17 protein-coding genes are annotated in these 19,661 nt (G+C 60.1%); 7 read left to right on the forward strand and 10 right to left on the reverse strand.

Annotated features, from left to right (window positions below):
• Window position 1 precedes the first annotated feature (1 nt).
• The gene (locus QHC67_RS01310) at window positions 2–1,513 is read right to left on the reverse strand and encodes a hypothetical protein (protein WP_319290130.1); all 1,512 of its coding nucleotides are present in this window, start codon (window positions 1,511–1,513) and stop codon (window positions 2–4) included.
• Window positions 1,514–1,753: 240 nt separating this feature from the next.
• On the opposite strand from QHC67_RS01310, the gene QHC67_RS01315 reads away from it, so the two are divergent.
• On the forward strand, window positions 1,754–3,199 hold the full coding sequence (locus QHC67_RS01315; RefSeq protein ID WP_319290132.1) for a UbiA family prenyltransferase: 1,446 nt from the start codon (window positions 1,754–1,756) through the stop codon (window positions 3,197–3,199).
• 13 nt (window positions 3,200–3,212) lie between these two features.
• Entirely contained in the window at window positions 3,213–4,691 is a 1,479-nt protein-coding gene (locus tag QHC67_RS01320) for a lipopolysaccharide biosynthesis protein (protein WP_319290135.1), read from the forward strand.
• A 14-nt stretch (window positions 4,692–4,705) separates the two neighbouring features.
• Here QHC67_RS01320 and QHC67_RS01325 read toward each other — a convergent pair whose 3' ends face one another.
• Complete coding sequence (locus tag QHC67_RS01325; RefSeq protein WP_319290137.1) at window positions 4,706–5,635, reverse strand: hypothetical protein; 930 nt, start codon at window positions 5,633–5,635, stop codon at window positions 4,706–4,708.
• Between the two features lie 229 nt (window positions 5,636–5,864).
• On the opposite strand from QHC67_RS01325, the gene QHC67_RS01330 reads away from it, so the two are divergent.
• A complete protein-coding gene (locus QHC67_RS01330; protein ID WP_319290139.1) occupies window positions 5,865–6,608 on the forward strand; it encodes a DUF72 domain-containing protein in 744 nt (247 codons plus the stop codon).
• A gap of 6 nt (window positions 6,609–6,614) precedes the next feature.
• Here QHC67_RS01330 and paoC read toward each other — a convergent pair whose 3' ends face one another.
• The 6 genes from paoC to otsB form a co-directional block, all read right to left on the reverse strand.
• Window positions 6,615–8,822, reverse strand: coding sequence for an aldehyde oxidoreductase molybdenum-binding subunit PaoC (gene paoC, locus QHC67_RS01335; RefSeq protein WP_319290141.1), 2,208 nt, complete (start codon window positions 8,820–8,822; stop codon window positions 6,615–6,617).
• On the reverse strand, window positions 8,819–9,775 hold the full coding sequence (locus QHC67_RS01340) for a xanthine dehydrogenase family protein subunit M (protein ID WP_319290143.1): 957 nt from the start codon (window positions 9,773–9,775) through the stop codon (window positions 8,819–8,821). The genes paoC and QHC67_RS01340 overlap by 4 nt, the downstream gene beginning before the upstream one ends.
• The gene (paoA, locus tag QHC67_RS01345) at window positions 9,772–10,410 is read right to left on the reverse strand and encodes an aldehyde dehydrogenase iron-sulfur subunit PaoA (protein WP_319290145.1); all 639 of its coding nucleotides are present in this window, start codon (window positions 10,408–10,410) and stop codon (window positions 9,772–9,774) included. Before paoA ends, QHC67_RS01340 begins: the two co-directional genes overlap by 4 nt.
• Window positions 10,411–10,501: 91 nt before the next feature.
• On the reverse strand, window positions 10,502–11,896 hold the full coding sequence (gene otsA / locus QHC67_RS01350) for an alpha,alpha-trehalose-phosphate synthase (UDP-forming) (protein ID WP_319290148.1): 1,395 nt from the start codon (window positions 11,894–11,896) through the stop codon (window positions 10,502–10,504).
• Window positions 11,893–13,692, reverse strand: coding sequence for a glycoside hydrolase family 15 protein (locus QHC67_RS01355; RefSeq protein WP_319290150.1), 1,800 nt, complete (start codon window positions 13,690–13,692; stop codon window positions 11,893–11,895). The genes otsA and QHC67_RS01355 overlap by 4 nt, the downstream gene beginning before the upstream one ends.
• A gap of 30 nt (window positions 13,693–13,722) precedes the next feature.
• A complete protein-coding gene (gene otsB / locus QHC67_RS01360; RefSeq protein WP_413818467.1) occupies window positions 13,723–14,505 on the reverse strand; it encodes a trehalose-phosphatase in 783 nt (260 codons plus the stop codon).
• Between the two features lie 317 nt (window positions 14,506–14,822).
• Here otsB and QHC67_RS01365 point away from each other — a divergent pair, with 317 nt between their 5' ends.
• Together QHC67_RS01365 and QHC67_RS01370 are read left to right on the forward strand one after the other, a co-directional pair.
• Window positions 14,823–15,713: a LysR substrate-binding domain-containing protein gene (locus QHC67_RS01365; protein ID WP_319290154.1), complete on the forward strand. Its 891-nt coding sequence runs from the start codon at window positions 14,823–14,825 to the stop codon at window positions 15,711–15,713.
• Window positions 15,714–15,787: 74 nt separating this feature from the next.
• On the forward strand, window positions 15,788–17,113 hold the full coding sequence (locus QHC67_RS01370; RefSeq protein WP_319290156.1) for an amidohydrolase: 1,326 nt from the start codon (window positions 15,788–15,790) through the stop codon (window positions 17,111–17,113).
• On the opposite strand, the gene QHC67_RS01375 is transcribed toward QHC67_RS01370, so the two are convergent.
• Both QHC67_RS01375 and QHC67_RS01380 read right to left on the reverse strand, forming a co-directional pair.
• Window positions 17,110–17,451, reverse strand: coding sequence for a hypothetical protein (locus QHC67_RS01375; RefSeq protein WP_319290158.1), 342 nt, complete (start codon window positions 17,449–17,451; stop codon window positions 17,110–17,112). The two genes, QHC67_RS01370 and QHC67_RS01375, sit on opposite strands and share 4 nt — an antisense overlap.
• A gap of 143 nt (window positions 17,452–17,594) precedes the next feature.
• Complete coding sequence (locus QHC67_RS01380) at window positions 17,595–17,747, reverse strand: hypothetical protein (RefSeq protein ID WP_319290160.1); 153 nt, start codon at window positions 17,745–17,747, stop codon at window positions 17,595–17,597.
• Between the two features lie 144 nt (window positions 17,748–17,891).
• Between QHC67_RS01380 and QHC67_RS01385 the strand changes: the two genes are divergently transcribed.
• Entirely contained in the window at window positions 17,892–19,280 is a 1,389-nt protein-coding gene (locus QHC67_RS01385; protein ID WP_319290162.1) for a helix-turn-helix domain-containing protein, read from the forward strand.
• A gap of 69 nt (window positions 19,281–19,349) precedes the next feature.
• Window positions 19,350–19,574 (forward strand): hypothetical protein, encoded by a 225-nt coding sequence (locus QHC67_RS01390; RefSeq protein WP_319290164.1) that lies wholly within the window; start codon window positions 19,350–19,352, stop codon window positions 19,572–19,574.
• Window positions 19,575–19,661 lie beyond the last annotated feature (87 nt).

Here is a 19,661-nt window from a genome sequence, read left to right on the forward strand (position 1 = left end):
ATTAGCGGCTGAGGCGTCCGATCAGGACATCCTTGCCATTGGCTCGCCAGATGCGATAGCCCGCCGGAAGGGGAAGTTCGCGTTGATCAACGCCCCATATCCAGATGCTGTCGAAACGATCACGACCCATTCCGTTCAGGCGCTCGATGAGGCCTTGCCGGTCCATTAGCCCGGCCGGACATAGCGCCTCCACATCCTCGGAAGTGTCGAACCAGACGGCGCGATCGTGAGGGTTGCGGATGGTCACGAGGTCTGCGCCCTCTACCTTGAACATCGTATTCGTAAAGGCGTCGCGGCGAACGCTTGCGAGACTGGGCATTTTCCGGTCGGGGCTGAGTGTCCACGGTGTCCGGCAATTCGAGTGTACCGCCACAAAGCCCATCCGGCTGCCACGCGGAACGCCGTCCAAGATCGTCAGACGGCGTTCCAGTACCGTGCTTGCCTGGCTCCAGCTTGTTGCGATACCCACAGCGCGAGTAACGAACAGCGCTGCTCCTGCCGCGAACAAGAGACGCTCCCGACTCGGATTGGATGCCGGAGTGATCGACAGGAGCAGCAATATCGCGGCCACAGGCGCAATGCGGAAATCCGCGCCCCAGCTTCCCAGTACCGTCGTCGGCACTATGATCGTCAGGAGGCAGAGCGCGAGCCCACCAGCCAGCAGACGCAGATCAAACCGCCGCTGTCCGGCCAAAAAAATGGCCATCATGCCCAGCAGGCCGATCAGCGCTGTCATCCCAAGGTCCGGATAGCGGGACCAGCCCTTCAGAACCATTACGAAGTTCATCGCCTTGGCCCAGATCAGACCCTGATCCAAATAAGCGAAAGCCGGACCGCTTGACGCGCCGCGCCATAGCAAAAGCGGTACGAGCGGGGCGGTGAGGGGGATCATCCGCCTGATGCTGTCGGTCACGGATTTAAACGATCGCCATCCGACGAGTTCGGCGCAGCCTGCAGCCACCACTAAGATCGCCCACCCGCCCAGATGAGCCGTCCACACGATAATGGCCGCAACCGCGAACAGCAGATAAGATAGCAGTGACCGAGGCGGCCATCTGAGAAACGCCGCAAGTGTCATCAGGGCAAGGCCGACGCCAAGGCAGTAATTCACGAAGCCGTAAAGATAGGCTTGATGAAAGGCGAACGGCAGCGCCAGCATCGCACCGGCACTCACGCGCCCGTGCACCACGCGGGACAACGACAAAATCGTCGCCACCATCAACGGAGCGATCACGGCCACCACCAGCCGCGTCGCCGTCTCCGCGTCCAGCCACCGCATCAACACCATGACCGGCAAATCCACACCAAGATTGCCGATCCAGCGCCATTGCACCTCAAAGAAGCGGTCCAGAGGCCCACCGCTTCCGAAGTGATACAGCACATGATGACGCGCAATGTGGTTGGGGAGATCCGCCAATCCCGGCACCCTCGACAACAGCACGGGCGATGCGGCCAAAGCGATCAGGCATCCGAAGAGTAAACGGGTTTGCCAAGTTGCGCGTGCGGAAGCCATTGGGCTTCTATCCTTCCAAACGGAGTAACCGGCGCCGGGGCCTCACCGCTCCATAAGCGGGGGAGCTTTATTTTTCCTTTCCCAAGCCACTCGGGCGCCGATTTGGAATTTAATCAGTCGGGCTTTAACCAAAGGCTCAGCAATGCAGCCTATGCCTCTTGGCCATGGATGCTTGGGATGCTCTTCGATACCGCTCGGGAAGGCCTTATACGCGGGCATATCAAGAGGGCACGCATAGCCATGCTGCATGAAAAGGCGCTTGCGGCGGACGAGGTCGTGCCTCTGTTCGTTGATGTAGACGGCACCCTCACCCATGCTGATATCTCTATCGAGAGCTTCGTTGCCTATGCGCGGAGCAGTCTCGCAAATGCCATTTGGTTGCTGTTCTGGCTGGTCTCCGGCCGGGCCGTCGCCAAGACCATGGCCGCTCGGTATCGCCCAGTCGATCCCGCTCGCCTGCCATATCGGCAAGATGTGCTTGATCTCATTGGTGCTGCGCAGTTGGAAGGTCGACCCGTCATCCTCGCCAGCGCCAGTCACTGGCGCAATGTTACGCGAGTGGCGAGGCACCTGGGGCTCTCTCCGCTGGTTATCGCCACGCGGGGCAGGTTCAATGTCAAGTCGCGCGCGAAACTTGAAGCAATCCGAAATGCGATTGGTAAAGGTGCACCTTTCGATTATATCGGCGATAGCCGCGCTGATCGCTGTCTTTGGGCCGTGGCCCGACAGGGGTGGTCTGTGGGAATTTGCCCCAGGGACATGGCAGTGACGCGACTTGGCACCAAGCCAGCGTCGCCCTGGAAGACTTCGTTGAAAGCTGCCCGACCGCATCAATGGGCCAAAAATGGCCTCGTGCTGGTTCCTGCACTGGCTTCGGGCATGATCTCGTCGCCTGCTATCGCCGGGAAAGCGATCCTTGCGATGCTGCTGATCTCGCTCATCGCATCATCCATCTATCTGCTGAACGATATTCTCGATCTGGATGCAGACCGGGCGCACAAGACCAAGTGGCGGCGCCCTATTGCGCGAGGCGATCTCTCGATCCCTGCGGCGCTTGGTCTCTCGCTGGTTCTCGTCGGCGCGGGGTTGATCGGTGGCTGGATTGTCGGGGGCTTGCCTCTACTGCTTTCGCTGCTCGTATATGTGGCGCTGACGTGCGCCTATTCGTTCCGGATCAAGTCGGCGATGGTGGCTGACGTCATTGCTCTCGCCGCACTTTATACCGTGCGGCTCTGGATAGGAGCGGTGGCGATTGGTGTGCCGCTGTCATTCTGGCTGCTGCTCTTTTCGATATTCCTGTTCCTCAGCCTCGCCTATCTCAAGCGCTATATCGAGCTGCGCGAAGCGATCGACCCGCACCGGCTTCTGAATGGCAGAGGCTATGTGCCGAGTGATCTGGATGTCGTGATGATGGCAGGCGTGGGAGCAGGCATGGTGTCCGTGCTGGTGCTCGCTCTTTTCGCAAACGATCTTGGCACGGCCCGAAGCTACGCTACGCCGCATCTTCTCTGGTTCATCTGCCTGCCGCTACTGTACTGGATCAATCGCATCTGGATGATGGCGCGCAGGGGCGAAGTGGATGGCGATCCGGTCGCTTTTGCCGTACGCGATCCTCGAAGCATCGCCATGGGAGCGGTCAGTGTCATGCTGTTCGTCGCGGCGCAAAAACTAACGCTGCCCTTGTGAAGCCATGGCGGCCATGCAGCATGTAACCGACGCGGACTCCCGCGACAGCAACTTCGGCTCTCGTATCCGTAGCGCCGTGTTCTGGCGCTCTGGCAGTCAGATACTGGCACAGATCGTGTCGTGGGCCGGGACGTTGATCGTCGTCCGGCTGCTCGATCCCGCGGACTACGGCCTGTTCGCCATGACGCTGGTCGTGCTGAACTTCATGAGCTTCATGAGTGGCTATGGCCTAATCAGCGCCTTGGTACAGGCACCTAGTTTGGATATCCGGCAAGTGCGCCAGGCCTTCGGGCTGATGCTGATGCTGAACGGAGGGCTTGCGCTGGCACAGATCGTTCTGGCGGGCTACGCGGCCGATTACTACGGCCAGCCCATGGTCGCCAACCTGCTGCGAGTGCAAGCGCTGATATATCTGGCGACGCCCTTCATTTCGCTGCCGGAGGTGGCGATCGGACGAAGCCTTGATTTCAAGCGTCCTGCGTTGATCAATATCCTGACCGCCATCGTGACCGCCATTGTCTCCCTGACCGGGGCGCTCCTTGGATGGGGCGTATGGACTCTCGTTTTTGCGCCGATCACCGGGTTCTGGGTAAAGGCTATCGGCAACATGATCGCCATGCGGTTCTTCGTCTGGCCAAGTTTCGACTTCAGGGGGACGGGCGGGATGATCGCCTTCGGTTCGTCGATATTGGGCTCCCAATTGCTCATCATGATACAAAGCCAGTCCGACATCCTGATAGGAGGGCGGGTGCTTAGTCCGCATGAACTCGGCCTCTATTCAGAAGCCCTGTTCCTGACGCAGATCTTCGTCTCCCGCTTCATTCCGCCTCTGAACGATGTCGCCTTTCCCGCTTACGCACGGATGCAGTCGGACAAGGACCTGCTCAACCGATCCTTCTGCAGGGCCGTACGGCTGATCCTGCTGGTGGCGTGTCCGCTCTATCTGGGGATGGCGGTGGTTGCCGAACCGCTGATAGAGATACTCTTCGGCTGCAACTGGGCGGGCATGGCACCGCTGGTTTCGATATTGGCCGCATCCATGCCCTGCTACGCGCTGCAAGTCCTGTTCAGCCCCGCGCTCAATGCACTGGGGCTTCCGCGAAAGACGGCCAGCATTTCAGCGATGGGAGCGCTAATCATGCCCACATCGTTCCTGATTGGTGTCAAATATGGCGTGACGGGCCTTGCCCTCGCTTGGGCGTTCGGGGTGCCTTTATTGACGCTGGCCACAATCCGGATTGCTGGAACCGCGATGGGCCTCCGGTTTGGCGATCTCCTGCGGGCAATCTTGCCGTCATTGCTATCGGCTTTGCCCATGACGCTGGTCGTATTTACCGTCGCGGCCGCCCTGCCGCCGATGTCAGCGCTGTTCCGGTTGGCGATCTTGGTGGCGGTGGGATTTGCCACCTATGTCACGATCCTGATGATCTTTTCTCGTGCCACGGTAATCGAGTTGACGCTACTGATCCGCGGACGCACGGCTTCGGCCTGACGCCCGGAGCCGCATCATGCGCTCTTCAGAGCTTGAATAGCCTCCAGAGCGCTGCGCTGATAGGTGAACCCCTGCCAGCGATAGGTGCCGATGTAATGGACGAACCGTACATCGTTCAGCGGGCTTCCCCAGTAGTTCGCGTATAAGACAGGCGGCAACACCTTGGCGCCTACATGATTAGCGATCACGAAGTTGGATGTGATTTGCTCGGTGCCCCATTCCGCCCATCTTCTACTGCCCAGAACCGCACTGGCCGCTTGTGAGAACGCTTCGGCAAGCCTCCGATCGCCGCCACGCATGAACCCGGCGAACCCGGAGCATCCGCGAACATAGGACGGCTGATCGAGCCCGGCCACGCGTAACTGGCACAGGACGGATTCGGTGGCGCCCTGTATGTGGCCTTCGCGATCTTCCTTGCTGGGCGCCCGTCCCTGGAAATGTTGCTGAGTGAACGTACGGACATCGAGGATGCTGTCGATCTGGGTCTCGGCTCCCAGCAGGGTGAAGCTCCGGTTTTCGTCGATGGCTCGCAGGACCTGCGGAATCGGCCCCACCGTTACAGTGTCGGAATCCAATTGGATGACGTAGTCGGCTGCGGACATGTCGAGGATCGTCAGCAGTCGTTCCCATGTGCCTCCCCTGGGGCAGGCGCCCACGTTGACATCGCGTATCGAAAGTATCTGCGGGTTGCCCAGATGCGTGTGCAGGATCAAACGATCCTGATCCGTCAGCGTGCCATCGTCCATGATGACAATGCGGCCACGGTTCAGATGATGATGCAGCGATTTTACTGCAACGAGGTAAGGCGTCATCACCGCCGTGCCGATCATCGAGAAGATCGCCAAGCCGTCATTGCGCGGCTGGATAGGTGGCGTCGCGTAAATGTCCGCACACTTGTGCTCGTACCAGCGGCGCTTCAGGCGTTGATTTATGCTGGACCACATGTCCTGCGACTCTCCTAATGGCCTGGCCCCAGAGGCAAGCAACTAGCGCTATCCTTCAGTCGTGAGATTTCGAGACAGCGCCAACCTGCGCCCTCATAGCCCGCGCCGCCTAAGCAACTCACCATGAATTATGGTTAACATCCGATCCTTTTGGACAGCGAGCGTGGCTGTGTCATCGCGCCACCGTTGATGTATGTAGGTGTGAGGCATGACGGCTATGAGGAAGACAATGGGTATGATCCGCGTCGGGATTGGAGGATGGACGTTCGAGCCATGGCGTGGAACCTTCTATCCACCCGGGCTGAAACAGAAGGACGAACTTGCCTATGCGACAGCGCACCTCACGACGATCGAGATAAACGGCACCTACTACCGCCTGCAAACTGAGAAGAGCTTTGCGCAGTGGGCGAAGGCCGCGCCCGACGGTTTCGTCTATGCTCTCAAGGCATCGCGATATTGCACCAATCGCAAGGTGCTGGCCGAGGCCGAAGAGTCTGTCGAGAAGTTCGTGAATCAGGGCATCGCTGAGCTTGGCGAGAAGCTGGGGCCCATTCTGTGGCAATTTGCGCCGACCAAAGTGTTCGACCAGGAGGACATGGGAGCCTTCATCGCCCTGTTGCCGTCTGCGGTTGCTGGCGTTCCCCTCCGCCATGCACTCGAAGTGCGTCACGAAAGCTTTCGCGATCCGGCTTTTGTCGCGCTTGCCAAAAAAGCGAATGTCGCGATCGTGCGGGCGGACCACGGTGAATATCCCCTGATCGAAGCCGATACCGCAGATTTCACATATGCGCGTCTCATGCGTTCGGTCGAGGAGGAACGGACAGGCTATGCGCCTGAGGCTATCGAACGCTGGGCCGATGAGGCACGCAGATGGGCTGCCGGCGGCGACGCCTTCGTCTATTTCATCAGCGGGGCCAAGGTTCGGGCGCCTGCCGCCGCGCAGGCGTTCATTGCCAAGCTCAAGGCAGACTGACGGAGGTCATACGCTGGCGAGTTTACCGATCATCTTGTCCAGCGTGAGCGGATATTCGCGCAGGCGAATGCCCGTGGCGTTATAAATAGCGTTGGCGATCGCGGCGCCCGCTCCGCAAATGCCCAATTCTCCGACGCCCTTGGCCTTCATCGGCGAAGATTTGTTGTCCAGCTCATCTATGAACAGCACTTCCTGCTCTGGAATGTCTGCGTGAACCGGCACGTGATACTCGGCCATGTCGTGATTGACGAAATAGCCAAAGCGCGTGTCGACGACGAGTTCTTCCATCAACGCAGCACCAACGCCCATCGTCATGGCCCCGATCACCTGACTACGGGCGGTTTTCGGATTAAGGATGCGGCCGGCAGCAAAAGCGCCGCTCATCCGACGTACGCGGGTTTCGCCTGTGTAGATGTCCACGCCGACTTCGGCAAAATGCGCGCCGAAGGTCGCCTGAGCATAGCGCTTGGCCAAGTCCCCAAACTCGATCTTGTCTTCCACGGTCAGGCCGTCGCGTCCCGCGGCCTCGCTCAAAGGTACGGCTCTGCCGGCAGCCTTGATCATTCCCCCCTCGAACAGTGCGTCCTCTGCATTGAAGCCCGCACGCTGTGCCAGCTGACCGCGCAAGGTCTGGCAGGCGGCGAAGACGCCAGCCGTAGAGCTGTTCGCTCCCCACTGTCCGCCTGAACCTGCCGAAGTTGGAAAACTACTATCCCCAAGGTTTACAGTCACCTGTTCGATCCCGACGCCCATCATTTCCGCAGCGGTCTGAGCGATGATGGTATAGCTGCCAGTGCCGATATCCGTCATGTCGGTGGAGACAGTGATCCGACCCTGTCGGTCGATGCTTATCCGTGCGCCCGAACTCATCGTAAGGTTGTTTCGGAAGGCCGCCGCGACACCCATTCCCACGAGCCATTGCCCGTCGCGGACCTGCCCCGGTTTCGGATTCCGTTTTGCCCAGCCAAATTGCGCCGCGCCCTTACGCAGGCACTCGACGAGCTTTCGGCTGGAAAAAGGGCGATCAGGCCCCACCTCGGGATCGAATTGCACGTCGTTCTTGATGCGCAGTTCCACGGGGTCGATCCGGCAAGCCTCCGCCAGTTCGTCCATCGCCACTTCAAGAGCGAGTAGCCCCACGGCTTCGCCCGGCGCGCGCATGGCGTTGCCCTCGGGGAGATCCAGAACTGCCAGGCGATGCTTGGTCATGCGGTTCTTGCCCGCATAGAGAAGCCGCGTCTGCATGGCCGCGCTCTCGACATCGCCACCGGGAAGGTCTCCGGCCCATACTTCATGCCCGATGGCCTGGATCAGGCCGTCCTGCGTGGCTCCGATGCGCAGCCGCTGGATCGTCGCGGGGCGATGGGTGGTGTTGTTCGGGATCTGCGGGCGAGCCAAAGCTACTTTAACTGGTCGTTTAGCCGCACGTGCTCCCAGCGCAGCCAACAGTGCGTCCGCCCGCAGAAACAGCTTGGAACCGAATCCGCCACCTATGTATGGCGATACGACCTGCACATTTTCAGGAGCAATGTTCAGCGTCTTCGCAAGTTCCTTGACACCCCATCCGACCATCTGGTTCGATGTCCAGATCGTCACTTTGTCGCCTGACCACGCCGCAGTCGTCGCGTGGGGCTCCAGCATTGCATGGCTCTGGTCTGGGGTCGTGTAGGTCTGGTCGATCTTGACTTCGGCACCCTTGAACGCGCCCTCGAAATCTCCGACTGCGGTATCCGTCGGAGAACCCTGAACTTTTTTCGGTGGAGCGGCCGACGTTTTTTGCGCCTCCAGGTCGAACTTGCCATCCGCCAGGGCATAGTCGATCCGGATGAGCTTTGCGGCGGCACGCGCTTGCTCGAACGTTTCAGCGACCACGAGGGCCAAGGCTTGGTCATAATGCTGGATTTCCGGTCCGCCCAAGAGACGGGCGGTGTTCATCTGACCTTTGCCAAGTTTGCCAGCGTTGGCATGCGTTACCACGGCAAGCACTCCGGGCGCAGCCTCCGCCTCTTGGGTATCCATGGCGCTGATGGTGCCTTTGGCGATGGCCGATCCCACCATCCAGCCATAAGCCGCGCCGGGTGCTACATCATGCCGCTCATAGGCATAGGGCGCCGCGCCGCTGACTTTCAACGGACCGTCGATACGGTCTACCGGCTTTCCGACAATGCGGCTGCGGTCGATCGGGTTGAGAGTGGCTGGTTCCTCGAATTTCATGCTGCCGCTCCCTTCTGGGCAAAGGTCGAGGCAAGCGTTCTTCGCGTGAGGTCGACTTTATAGGCGTTTTGCGGAGTGGTCTTCGCGCCTGCCAGCGCTGCCTCGGCAACCGCTGTGGGACCTTGCGAAGCTGCGGCATCCGCAGTTTCGATCCGCCAGGGCTTGTGGGCAAGGCCCCCAAAGGCGAAGCGCCCGCCGCCGCTCGCATCGAACACGGCCGCTACGGACACCACCGCAAAGGCGTAGGATGCTCGATCCCGCACCTTGCGGTAGAAATGGGTTCCCCCCAGAGGCTTGGGAAGCACCACGGAAGTGATGAATTCCCCCGCCGCCAGATTGGTGTCGATGTGGGGGGTATTTCCTGGCAGGCGGTGGAAGTCCGCCATGGGAATGGCGCGTGTGCTTCCGTCCGGCGATACGGTTTCTACCGTTGCGTCCAGCAGCCGCATGGCGACCGCCATGTCCGAAGGATGCGTCGCGATGCAGTCGGCGCTGGTGCCCAATATTGCAAGGTTGCGATTATATCCCGAAAGCGCGGCACAGCCTGCACCGGGTTTGCGCTTGTTGCACGGCTTGGTCGTGTCATAGAAATAGGGGCAGCGTGTCCGTTGCAGCAGGTTCCCGGCAGTGGTCGCCTTGTTGCGCAACTGCCCGGATGCACCCGAGAGCAAAGCGCGGCTCAGCACCGCATAATCGCGACGAACAAGCTTGTGCGCGGCAAGATCGGTGTTTCGAACCAGCGCTCCGATGCGCAAGCCACCATCCTTGGTGGTCGCGACCTCGTCTAGGCCAAGGTGATTTACGTCGATCAGGTGAGTGGGCGTCTCGATCTGCAATTTCATCAGATCGAGCAGGTTCGTGCCGCCTGCAATGAACTTGGAAGCCGGATTGCTTGCTGCCGCAGCGGCTGCCTGCGCAGGACTCTTCGCCCGTTCGTAGGTGAATGCCTTCATGCCTTGCCTCCATCGGCCACATCCCGGATTGCGGCGATGATGTTGGGATAGGCGGCGCAGCGACAGATGTTCCCGCTCATCCGTTCCCTGACCTCCGCATCCGAAAAGCTCACCTGGTTCAAATCAGCCGTGACGTGGCTCGGTATACCCGCCTTGATCTCATCCAGTACGGCAACGGCGGAACAGATCTGCCCCGGCGTACAATATCCGCACTGGAATCCGTCCTGAACAACGAACGCCTGCTGCATCGGATGCAGCTTTTCGGCTGAGCCAAGTCCCTCGATCGTGGTGACTTCATCGCCATCATGCATGACGGCAAGCGTAAGGCAGCTGTTGATGCGCCGACCTTCGACGATGACCGTGCAAGCGCCGCATTGTCCGTGGTCGCACCCCTTCTTGCTACCGGTCAGGTGGAGATGCTCCCTCAGGGCATCCAGCAGGCTTGTGCGCGAATCAAGCGTCAGGCGTACATCCTTGCCGTTGACCTTCAATTTGACTGGAATAGCGTTCATCTTGTCCTCTGGTGGACGGGGCGCAGCGGCTGCGGCGCTTATTTGAGGCAGTGCGCAAATGGCAGCGCTACCACCCAGGATGGATCGGCGTGACACTTTCAAGGGATCATCCACCACTTTCATTGTTCCTTGGCCATGACCTGAAACGCCCATCCACTACATACAGCAGGCTGGGCGGCATTTCCGGGACATTCGATGCTCATGCCAGCATCGGTCATTCCGCTTCCTCAGTCTGCTTGATCTTGTCTGCTTCTTCAAGCCGCATCGAGAATGTTGTGCGCCACCAGGAAACATCCTGTTCCTCAACGGATTTCATCATGCCAACCCACCGGCGTTTTCGCTCTTCGAGCGGCATGCGCAGTGCCTTGCCTATCGCGTCGGACATTTCTTCGGGCGAATAGGGATTGATCAGCAAAGCGTCTTTCAACTGATTGGCGGCTCCGGCGAAACGGGAGAGAATAAGGACGCCGGGATCTTGCGGGTCCTGCGCCGCTACATATTCCTTGGCAACGAGGTTCATCCCGTCACGCAGCGGCGTTACGAGGCCGATCCGGGCTGCCCTATATATCCCGGCCAACTTTTCACGCGGATATCCCTGGTTCACATAGCGGATGGGCGTCCAGTCCACGTCGCTATATTCGCCGTTGATCCTCCCGGCGAGAGAGTCGAGCGTCGCCCGGATTTCCTGGTAGCTCTCAACGTCACCGCGGGAGGGCGGCGCGATCTGGACGAGTACCAGCGTCCCGTGCATTTCGGGATTGTCCTTCAGGAACCGCGCATAGCCCGTGAACCGCTCCTCCAGCCCCTTGCTGTAGTCCAGCCGATCTACGCCGACGATCATCGCGCGGTCCTGAAGCGAATCGCGGACGCGCTCCTGCATCTCGGCGGCAACTTCGCCCTTGCTGGCTGCCACGAATTCGGGGGTATCGATTCCTATCGGGCAGGCAATTGCCTGGATGGTCCGTTGGCCAACGGTGACGAAGTCGCCATTGACGGTACCTCCCATCTCCTTCTCGACATAATGCCGGAAGGATTCGAGCCACTCCTCAGTGTGGAAACCTACCACATCATAGGCAAACAGCGTCTCTACCAGCTTGCTGTGGTGCGGCAGCGACACGAGGAGGCGCGTCGGTGGCCAGGGGATGTGCAGGAAGAACCCTATGCGATTCTTCAAGCCCTTCTTCCGCAGCATCTGGCCCAACGGTATCATGTGGTAGTCGTGTATCCACACGATATCGTCAGGCTCGATCAGAGGGCTTGCGGTATCGGCAAAGCGCTGGTTGACGCGATTGTAGCCGCCTTCGAAGTCCCGCGCATATTCTGCGATATCGATGCGAAAGTGAAATAGCGGCCACAGCGTCTTGTTGGCATAGCCATTATAGTATTCATCGACGTCCTGTTCTTCGAGGTCGATGGTCGCCGTCTTGACGCCCTGGTCCTCATTAAACGCGATCTGGCCGGTAAACTTCTCCGTCGTCTCTCCGGACCACCCGACCCAAATGCCCCGGCTTTGGCGCAGCGCGGCGGCTAGAGCGACAGCCAGTCCACCCTGTTCGCCGCCTTTGGTGGGTCGACTGACGCGGTTGGAAATGATGATCAAGCGGCTCATCGGCACTCACTCCAGGGCTTGCTGAGCAGAACAGCGCAATTGATGATTCCGACAAGCGAATAGGTCTGCGGATAGTTGCCCCACAATTCGCCGGTATCAGGGTCGATGTCTTCAGAAAGCAACCCTGCAGGGGTCCGCCGCGCCAGCATCTCCTCGAACAGAGAGCGCGCTTCATCCCGGCGGCCCGTGCGATGCAAGGCTTCGATCAGCCAGAAGGTGCAGACGTTGAAGGCGGTAACTGGCGCGCCGAAGTCATCTGGCGCGCTGTAGCGCAGCATGTTGGAGCCGCGGCGCAGATCGGCCTCCAGCGCACTCAAGGTGCCAAGAAACTTATCGTCCTCAGGAGCCAGGAACCGCAAATCGAGCAACTGGAGAAGAGAAGCGTCCCGCGCATCATCTTCGAAGTTCGCTGACAGAGCGTTGCTTTCAGGCCGCCATGCCGCTTCCAATATGTCGTTGCGCATGATCTTCGCGCGCTCGGACCAGTATGTTTCACGCGCGCTTAACCCCAGCGCTGCCGCTGCATGCGCCAGCCGGTCGCAGGCCGCCCAGCACATCACCGCGCTATAGCTGTGCACATGGGTTCGGTTCCGCAGTTCCCAAAGCCCGGCGTCGGGTTTGTCGTGCACGGCCCAGGCTCGCTCGCCTACAGCCTCCAGCGCCTCGAAATCGGGTTTTCCTGCCATGCGCAGCAGGCGATGATCGATGAAGCCTTGCACCGACGAGAGCACGATCTGTCCGTACGCATCGTGCTGTACCTGTTCATAGGCCGCATTGCCCACCCGGACGGGCCCCATGCCGCGATAGCCGGGGAGCGCCTCGGCTTCCCATTCATCCAGACGCGCATTGCCACGGACGTCGTAAAGCGGCTGGATGTGACCGCCCTTCGCGCCGTCGACGATGTTGCGAAGATATACCAGGTAGCTTTCCAGCACGTCGAGAGCGCCAAGCCGGTTGAGCGCCTCAACCGTGTAGTAAGCGTCGCGTATCCAGCAATAGCGATAATCCCAGTTCCTGCCGCTGTCGGCATGTTCGGGGATGGACGTGGTCAGTGCGGCGACGATCGCGCCGGTTTCCTCATGCTGGCAAAGCTTCAGGGTAATGGCGCTACGGATCACCGCTTCCTGCCATTCGGGGGGAATGGCAAGGCCCCGCACCCACATCTGCCATTCGAGGATCGTGTCTTCCAGCATCCGCTGCACGGCCGGGCGCAGGGCGTCTGAGAAGCTCTCGTCCGGCCCGAGGAAGAAATGCGCATCCTGTTCCAGTCGGAACCAGCTTTCCTGACTGATGAGTCCGATCGGCGCATCCGTGGTAAGCCGCATCGCCATATAGGACAGGACCATGCGCACATGGTTCGAGCCATAGCTCATCGGCACGCGTTCGCTGTTCCAGGCGGTGGTAGGCCGCAGCCGCACGCGAATACGCGGGCTTCCCGATACGACGCGCACGACCCGCGCAAACGCCACCGGCCGGTACATGCGACCTTTGTGCTTATATCGAGGGCAGAAATCGAGGGTCTCTATCGCGTTCCCAGCAGCGTCGGTCTGGCGCGTCACCAGGACCGCCGTGTTCCGCAGATAGGATTGCTCGACGGCGACGCAGCCTTCCAATTCGATGGCCCAGAAGCCAAAAGCATCCGGTGCGTCCCAGTCTTTATCGTCCAGCAACGCGGAAAAGACCGGATCGCCATCGACGCGGGGAACGCAGGCCCATACGAATCGGCCCTTGCTGTCCACCAACGCAGAGGCTTGGCAATTGCCAATCGGCCAAAGATTAAGATCGCGGTCGTTCATGGTCCCCCCGTGTTGGGAAAGCGCCGCGCATCAAAAAGGCGTGAGGGCACCTTCTCCGTTCAGGTGCGCGACACTCTCGGAAAGGTAATGCCTGACCGAGCCAGTATGTTCCAATCGCCACTGCGCCGCAGTGCGGCGAGCAGGGCCGATCAAGATGCCGGCGCCGCCGAGTTCGGCGGCGGCTGCAAACCCATCCTCATCCGTGACATCGTCACCCATGAACAGCGGAACCCCCGCAGATAGGGGGCTTTGAAACATCAACTGGCGAATGGCGCTGCCTTTGTCCGCGCTGCCTGGGCGAAGCTCGAAAAGCATCTTTCCGGTCTGGAGAAACAATCCCGTTCGATTTGCCAACGCTTCGGCCACTTCGCTGCACGCCTCGGCCCAGACTGGCGCCTGCCGGAAATGCAGGCCCACGCTCAAGGTTTTCCGTTCGACCAGTAAGCCGGGCTTATCAGCAACGAAAGCGTGGAGAGCCGCTTCCGCTTCATCCACTTCGGGTTGACGCGGAGGCGTATGGCTTGGCTCACCCGGACGAGCGAATTCCAACCCATGGCTACCCGCCAGCACGAAGTCCTTGAGATGAAACAGAGTCCGCAGGACCTCAACGGATCGGCCACTGACAATGGCGAGACGGCCGCCAAGCACCTCCCTCGTCCGCTGCAATAGCGCATGCAACTTCGGATCGACGACCACATCCTCGGGCGTGTCGGCAAGCGGGACGAGGGTGCCATCGAAGTCCAGGAACAGGCTTGCATCCTTCATCAAGCTTAAAGGAGGAGTGGGGAGGGGGCGGTTTTCGGTGTCGTCCATGCAATCATAATGGGCGTCACGACCAAGATCGCAACCCTCCGCCCCTGTTTATCGACATGGTCCCTTGTGCCAGGGCGCCGACCACGAGATACAATGGAGTACATGAAACCCCTGCATAATACTGGATAGCAACCGTCTTACTTCGGCTGCAAATGCGTGGCGGTTCTGTTCCCACATCCGTATTTCCTGTTCGTCTTTCATATTCCTATCCTTTGTCCGGCATGACATGATCATCGCCGTACCTACTTGGCGGGAATGGCGGCTCCAGGCCAACAAAGAGATGGACGCAAACATAAGCTTGCCTTATTGATTTGCGAGTGCCGTCTCTTCCTCCTCTTTCCTCAGTCCGAGTGTTCGAGGCTGCAGCGCGGCTGGAAAACTTCACGGCTGCGGCACACGAACTGGGGATGACGCAGGCGGCCGTGAGCTATCAGATCAAGGCGCTGGAAGATCGGCTTGGCGTTTCCCTGTTCCACAGAACGGGAAGGCGTATCTTGCTGACGGACAAGGGTCGCTCCCTTGCACCTATAATCTCTCGCGCTTTCAATGATATGCGTGACGGCTTTTCGGCACTTGCCAGGGAAGATTCGCGGGTGCTCACCATAAGCACCACCAATAGTTTTGCGACGATGTGGCTGGCGCCGCGTTTGGGTGTTTTCCAGATACGCCATCCCGATCTAGCGGTCCGTCTGCACAGTTCCGATCAATGGATCGACTTTGCACAGGACGGCATAGATCTGGCGATCCGTGGCGGGCAGGACGGCAAATGGCCCGGCGTTGATAGCCGGAAGCTTATATCGGTGAGAGTTGCGCCCCTGTGCAGCCCCGCATTTCTGACGCAACATGGCCCCTTTGGTAATGCACAGGAGCTTCACGACCAGCCGCGCCTTACACCCGACGATAATTGGTGGCATCACTGGTTTGCGGAAATGGGCGCGCCACTGCCGAGCACCGGCGCCCGCGGCGGCATCAGACTGGATTCCCAGATCATGGAGGGACGGGCAGCGCTGGCCGGGCAGGGGATAGCAATTCTGAGCCCGTTTCTCTGGCAGGCTGAGATCGAAGCAGGGCTCCTCGTCGAAGCCATGCCTTCGGATGTCACCCACCCGATGAGTTATTGGATAGCCCACCCTTCGCACAACCGGAACGTGCCGAAGGTAAAAACATTCCGCGACTGGATTGCAGCAGAATTCGCAAAGTCCGCTTGACCACCTGTCTCGCCAACCTCTCTAGCGGTGGCGATAATTCTCCTTATGGTGGAGGGCAGCAAGGGAGACTCATCATGAAGCGCATCGTCACGGCCATTGCGGCAGCCATCCCGCTTGTGCTCGGCACTGCCGCGACGGCGCAGAACATTACGGCCACTATTCAGGCAGACGCGCCGGAGATGATGAAGCTGTATCGGGACTTGCACGCGCATCCCGAACTCAGCGGTCAGGAGGTCAATACCGCTGCCAAGTTGGCCGCCAGGGTCAAGGCTCTCGGCTTCTCGGTAACGGAGAAGATCGGCGGCACGGGCGTAGTCGCCGTCATGAAAAATGGCACCGGACCTGTGCTGCTCGTTCGGGCCGACATGGACGGGCTTCCCGTGATTGAACAGACGGGCCTGCCGTTCGCATCGAAGGTTCGCGCCACCAGCAATGACGGGATCGAAGGCGGGGTAATGCACGCTTGCGGGCACGACACGCACATGACGGCTTGGGTCGAGACGGCAAAGGTGCTGGCGGCGCGCAAGGCGCAATGGTCCGGCACGCTCGTCATGATCCTGCAGCCGGCGGAGGAAACGGGCAAGGGTGCGCGGATGATGCTGGAAGACGGCTTGTTCTCGCGTTTCCCCAAACCCACGCACGCCATCGCGTTTCACGACGCGGCCAATCTGGAGGCCGGGCGGATCGCCTGGACGCCCGGCTTTGCGCTTGCGAATGTCGATAGCGTCGATATCCTTGTGAAAGGCGTGGGCGGGCACGGCGCTTATCCGCAGACCACCCGTGATCCCGTCGTGCTGGGTGCAAAGATCGTGACATCACTGCAAACGTTGGTCAGCCGCGAGCGTGATCCGCAGGACCCCGCCGTCGTCACGATCGGCAGCTTTCGCGCAGGAACCAAACACAACATCGTGCCCGATGAGGCGATGCTGCTGCTGACGGTTCGCAGCTATTCAGATCAAACCCGCGCACAGCTGCTGGAGGGCATAAAGCGGATAGCGCGAGGCGAAGCGATCGCGTCGGGCATTCCAGAAGACCGGATGCCGGTCGTGACGATCAAGGATGAGTTCACGCCGGCCACGTACAACCCTCCGGAATTCGCACGGGAGGTGGCGAGCTTGTTCACCAGCCATTTCGGCCCGGCACGAGTGGCGCAGGTGCCTGCAGTCATGGGCGGAGAAGATTTCGGCCGGTTCTATCGACAAGACAAGTCCATCAAGAGCTTCATCTTCTGGGTGGGTGGCGTTCCTGCGGCTCAGATGGCGAAGTCCGCAAAAGGGGAAGTTGCCTTGCCATCCCTGCACAGCCCCTTCTGGGCGCCTGACGCGGAGAAGGTCGTGACGACCGCCGCCGAAGCGCTAACCGTGGCGGCGCTCGATATCCTCAAGAAGCCGGGCGCTTAGGCTGGGCCGTCCACGGCAGCTTCGGAACCAGGCAACTCTGCTTCTCCAGTTGAAGCAGGAGCCGACCACTGGGGCGTGGGCTCGATGCCTTTGGGGTCGATCATGGGCTGGCCGACAATTGCGCTGCTGTCGGTCGATGGCGATGGATCGACCTCTGTCATGCTTGCGGGATTTTGGACAGGCGGCGGCGCTTCCTGTTCCACCATGGGCGAGGGTTCGGCGGCTGGCGCAACGCCATCCTGAATGTGATGCTGAGACATGGAGGGCGTGAGGTTTTCCGCCAGCGTCACGAGGACGGGCGACAGGATCAGTACGAAAAGCGCTATATATTTGTACATGCCAACTCGCTCGACGATCTTCGGAGCGCATAGCATGTCATGCTTAACAGATTCTTATTATGTCCATGAACAAGCCCGCTGCAGCGCCTTTCGGGGCTGCAACGGGCTCGCCTTCCTCCCCAGGAAGATGATGGCGCAGGGCTTCAGCCCAAACGGCCGAGCCGATGATAGAGGTTGCTGAACTTGGAAGATTCGGGCTTGTCCTGAATCTTCTTGATGTAGTCGGCAATAGCTTCCTTCATCAGGGCGAAATCCTCGGTCGAAAAGACTGCGCGTGAACGGGTGGGTTCGGTCATTGGTCGTCTCCTCAATGGCGTTGCCTCACTACTACGTGTCATGAGCGACTGCGGCCACTTGAATTGTAAAAATTTGAAGTTGAGACGTGTGGATCTGCGGCGGAAGCATTGTCATTCTGTCAATTCTGTGACAATGTTCGAACGATGGCAGACAAACTCCTCGCCGGGCACGCGATACGGCGGCTTCGTCGCGGCGCTGGATTGACGCAAGTGGCTCTTGCGGCGGCGCTGGACATTTCACCCAGCTATCTCAACCTTATCGAGCGCAACCAGAGGCCGCTGTCGGCGGGTCTTATGCTGCGCCTCGCGGAGCGGTTCGACTTCGATCCGCGAACGCTTGGAGCGGACGAGCCGGGGGGCGGCATGGACGGACTTCGCCGTCGCCTTGGAGATCCGCTCTTTGCAGATCTGGCCATAGATCGCACGGAAATCGAAGAATGGCTGGCCGCCGCGCCTCGTGGAGCCGAAGCCTTCGCCCGAGCCTTCGACAGGGCGACGGAACGCGAAGGCGGCGCTTCTGCAAGTGAAGTGGCTCCGGTCGCCATGGTTCGGCGAGAAATCGAGCGATGGCGCAATTACTTCGCCGATCTGGACGCCCAGGCGGAGGAACTGGCAGACGAACTGCGCCTGAGTTCAGGTGATCTTTATGGCGCGATCGCTGAGCGTCTGCGAGTCAAGCACCAGTTCGCCATCCGCATCCTGCCTGCTGATGTAATGCCGGATCGTGTGCGAAGGCTGGATCTGCATGCTCGGCAACTTCAGATTTCGGAGATGCTCGACGGGGCGTCGCGCTGCTTTCAGGTAGCCTATCTTCTTGGGGATCTCGAAGCGATTTCGGAGATCAATGCACTGGTCGCCGGTGCGGCTCTTGCCGACCGCACGGCCGAGCGATTGTTCCGCCGTCACCTCACGGGCTATTTCGCGGCCGCGCTGATGATGCCTTATGCTCGTTTTCTGCGCGCTTGCGAGAGTAGCGGCTATGACCTGCTTTTGCTCCAGCGCCGTTTCAATGCCGGTTTTGAACAGGTTGCGCATCGCCTGACGACTTTGCAGCGGGTGGGATCAAGGGGTCTGCCGTTCTTCATGCTGCGGATCGACCGCGCGGGGCAGGTTTCCAAGCGCTATGCGGGCGCAAGTGCGTCGCTCCTGGTCGAGGCTGAAGGGCGGTGCCCCTTATGGGATGTTCACGCCGCTTTCGGACGACCAGGTGAGATCGTGCGGCAGTTGGTTTCTCTGCCCGACGGCGACCGCTGGTTCACTGTCGCGCGAACGGTGGCGGCGCAGGGTGCTGCGCTGCAGGGGGGCCGTGCGATGTTCTCCGTAGCTCTGGGCCTCAAGGCAGAATTCGCGGCGCCCTTGCTCGCTGCGCGCGGTCTCGACCTGATCAAGGGGGAGGCGCAGGCTGTGGGACCTGGATGTACGTCCTGCGAACGGGAACTCTGTGCCCAGCGAAGTGCGCCGCCGCGCGGTCGCGCCCTGCGCTTCAACGACCGCGAGCGGGGCCTGTCGCCGTTCACCTTCGCCAGCGACTGATACATCGCTACTTTTCCGATGGAACGCCTTGCCTCCTCCGCCGTTGATTGAAGGGCGTAAGGGACATGGATGATGAACAAGCATCGCTTGCACATGGGCGGCATCACCGAAGCTGACACGTCGCTGGCGGGTCAGCGAGGTTCCGGTCGATTGGTCATCCCCGGCATTATCGCTTTGGCGCTGTCGCTGGCCGTCGGCTATTCGTTCCTCGTTTCCGATGGTGGCAAGGATGCTACAGGTGATGCGGCAGTTCGGACAGTGACCCCCGCGCAAACGCTTCCTGAAGGACGCTGATCCGGCAAACCTCTCTTCCGGGTTGTAAATCCCGTTCAGTAAATATTTGCGATTTTGCGCCACAGTGCCTCCCATGTCGGGAATATT

Source organism: Sphingobium sp. (assembly GCF_033795625.1).
Taxonomy (GTDB): Bacteria; Pseudomonadota; Alphaproteobacteria; order Sphingomonadales; family Sphingomonadaceae; genus Sphingobium.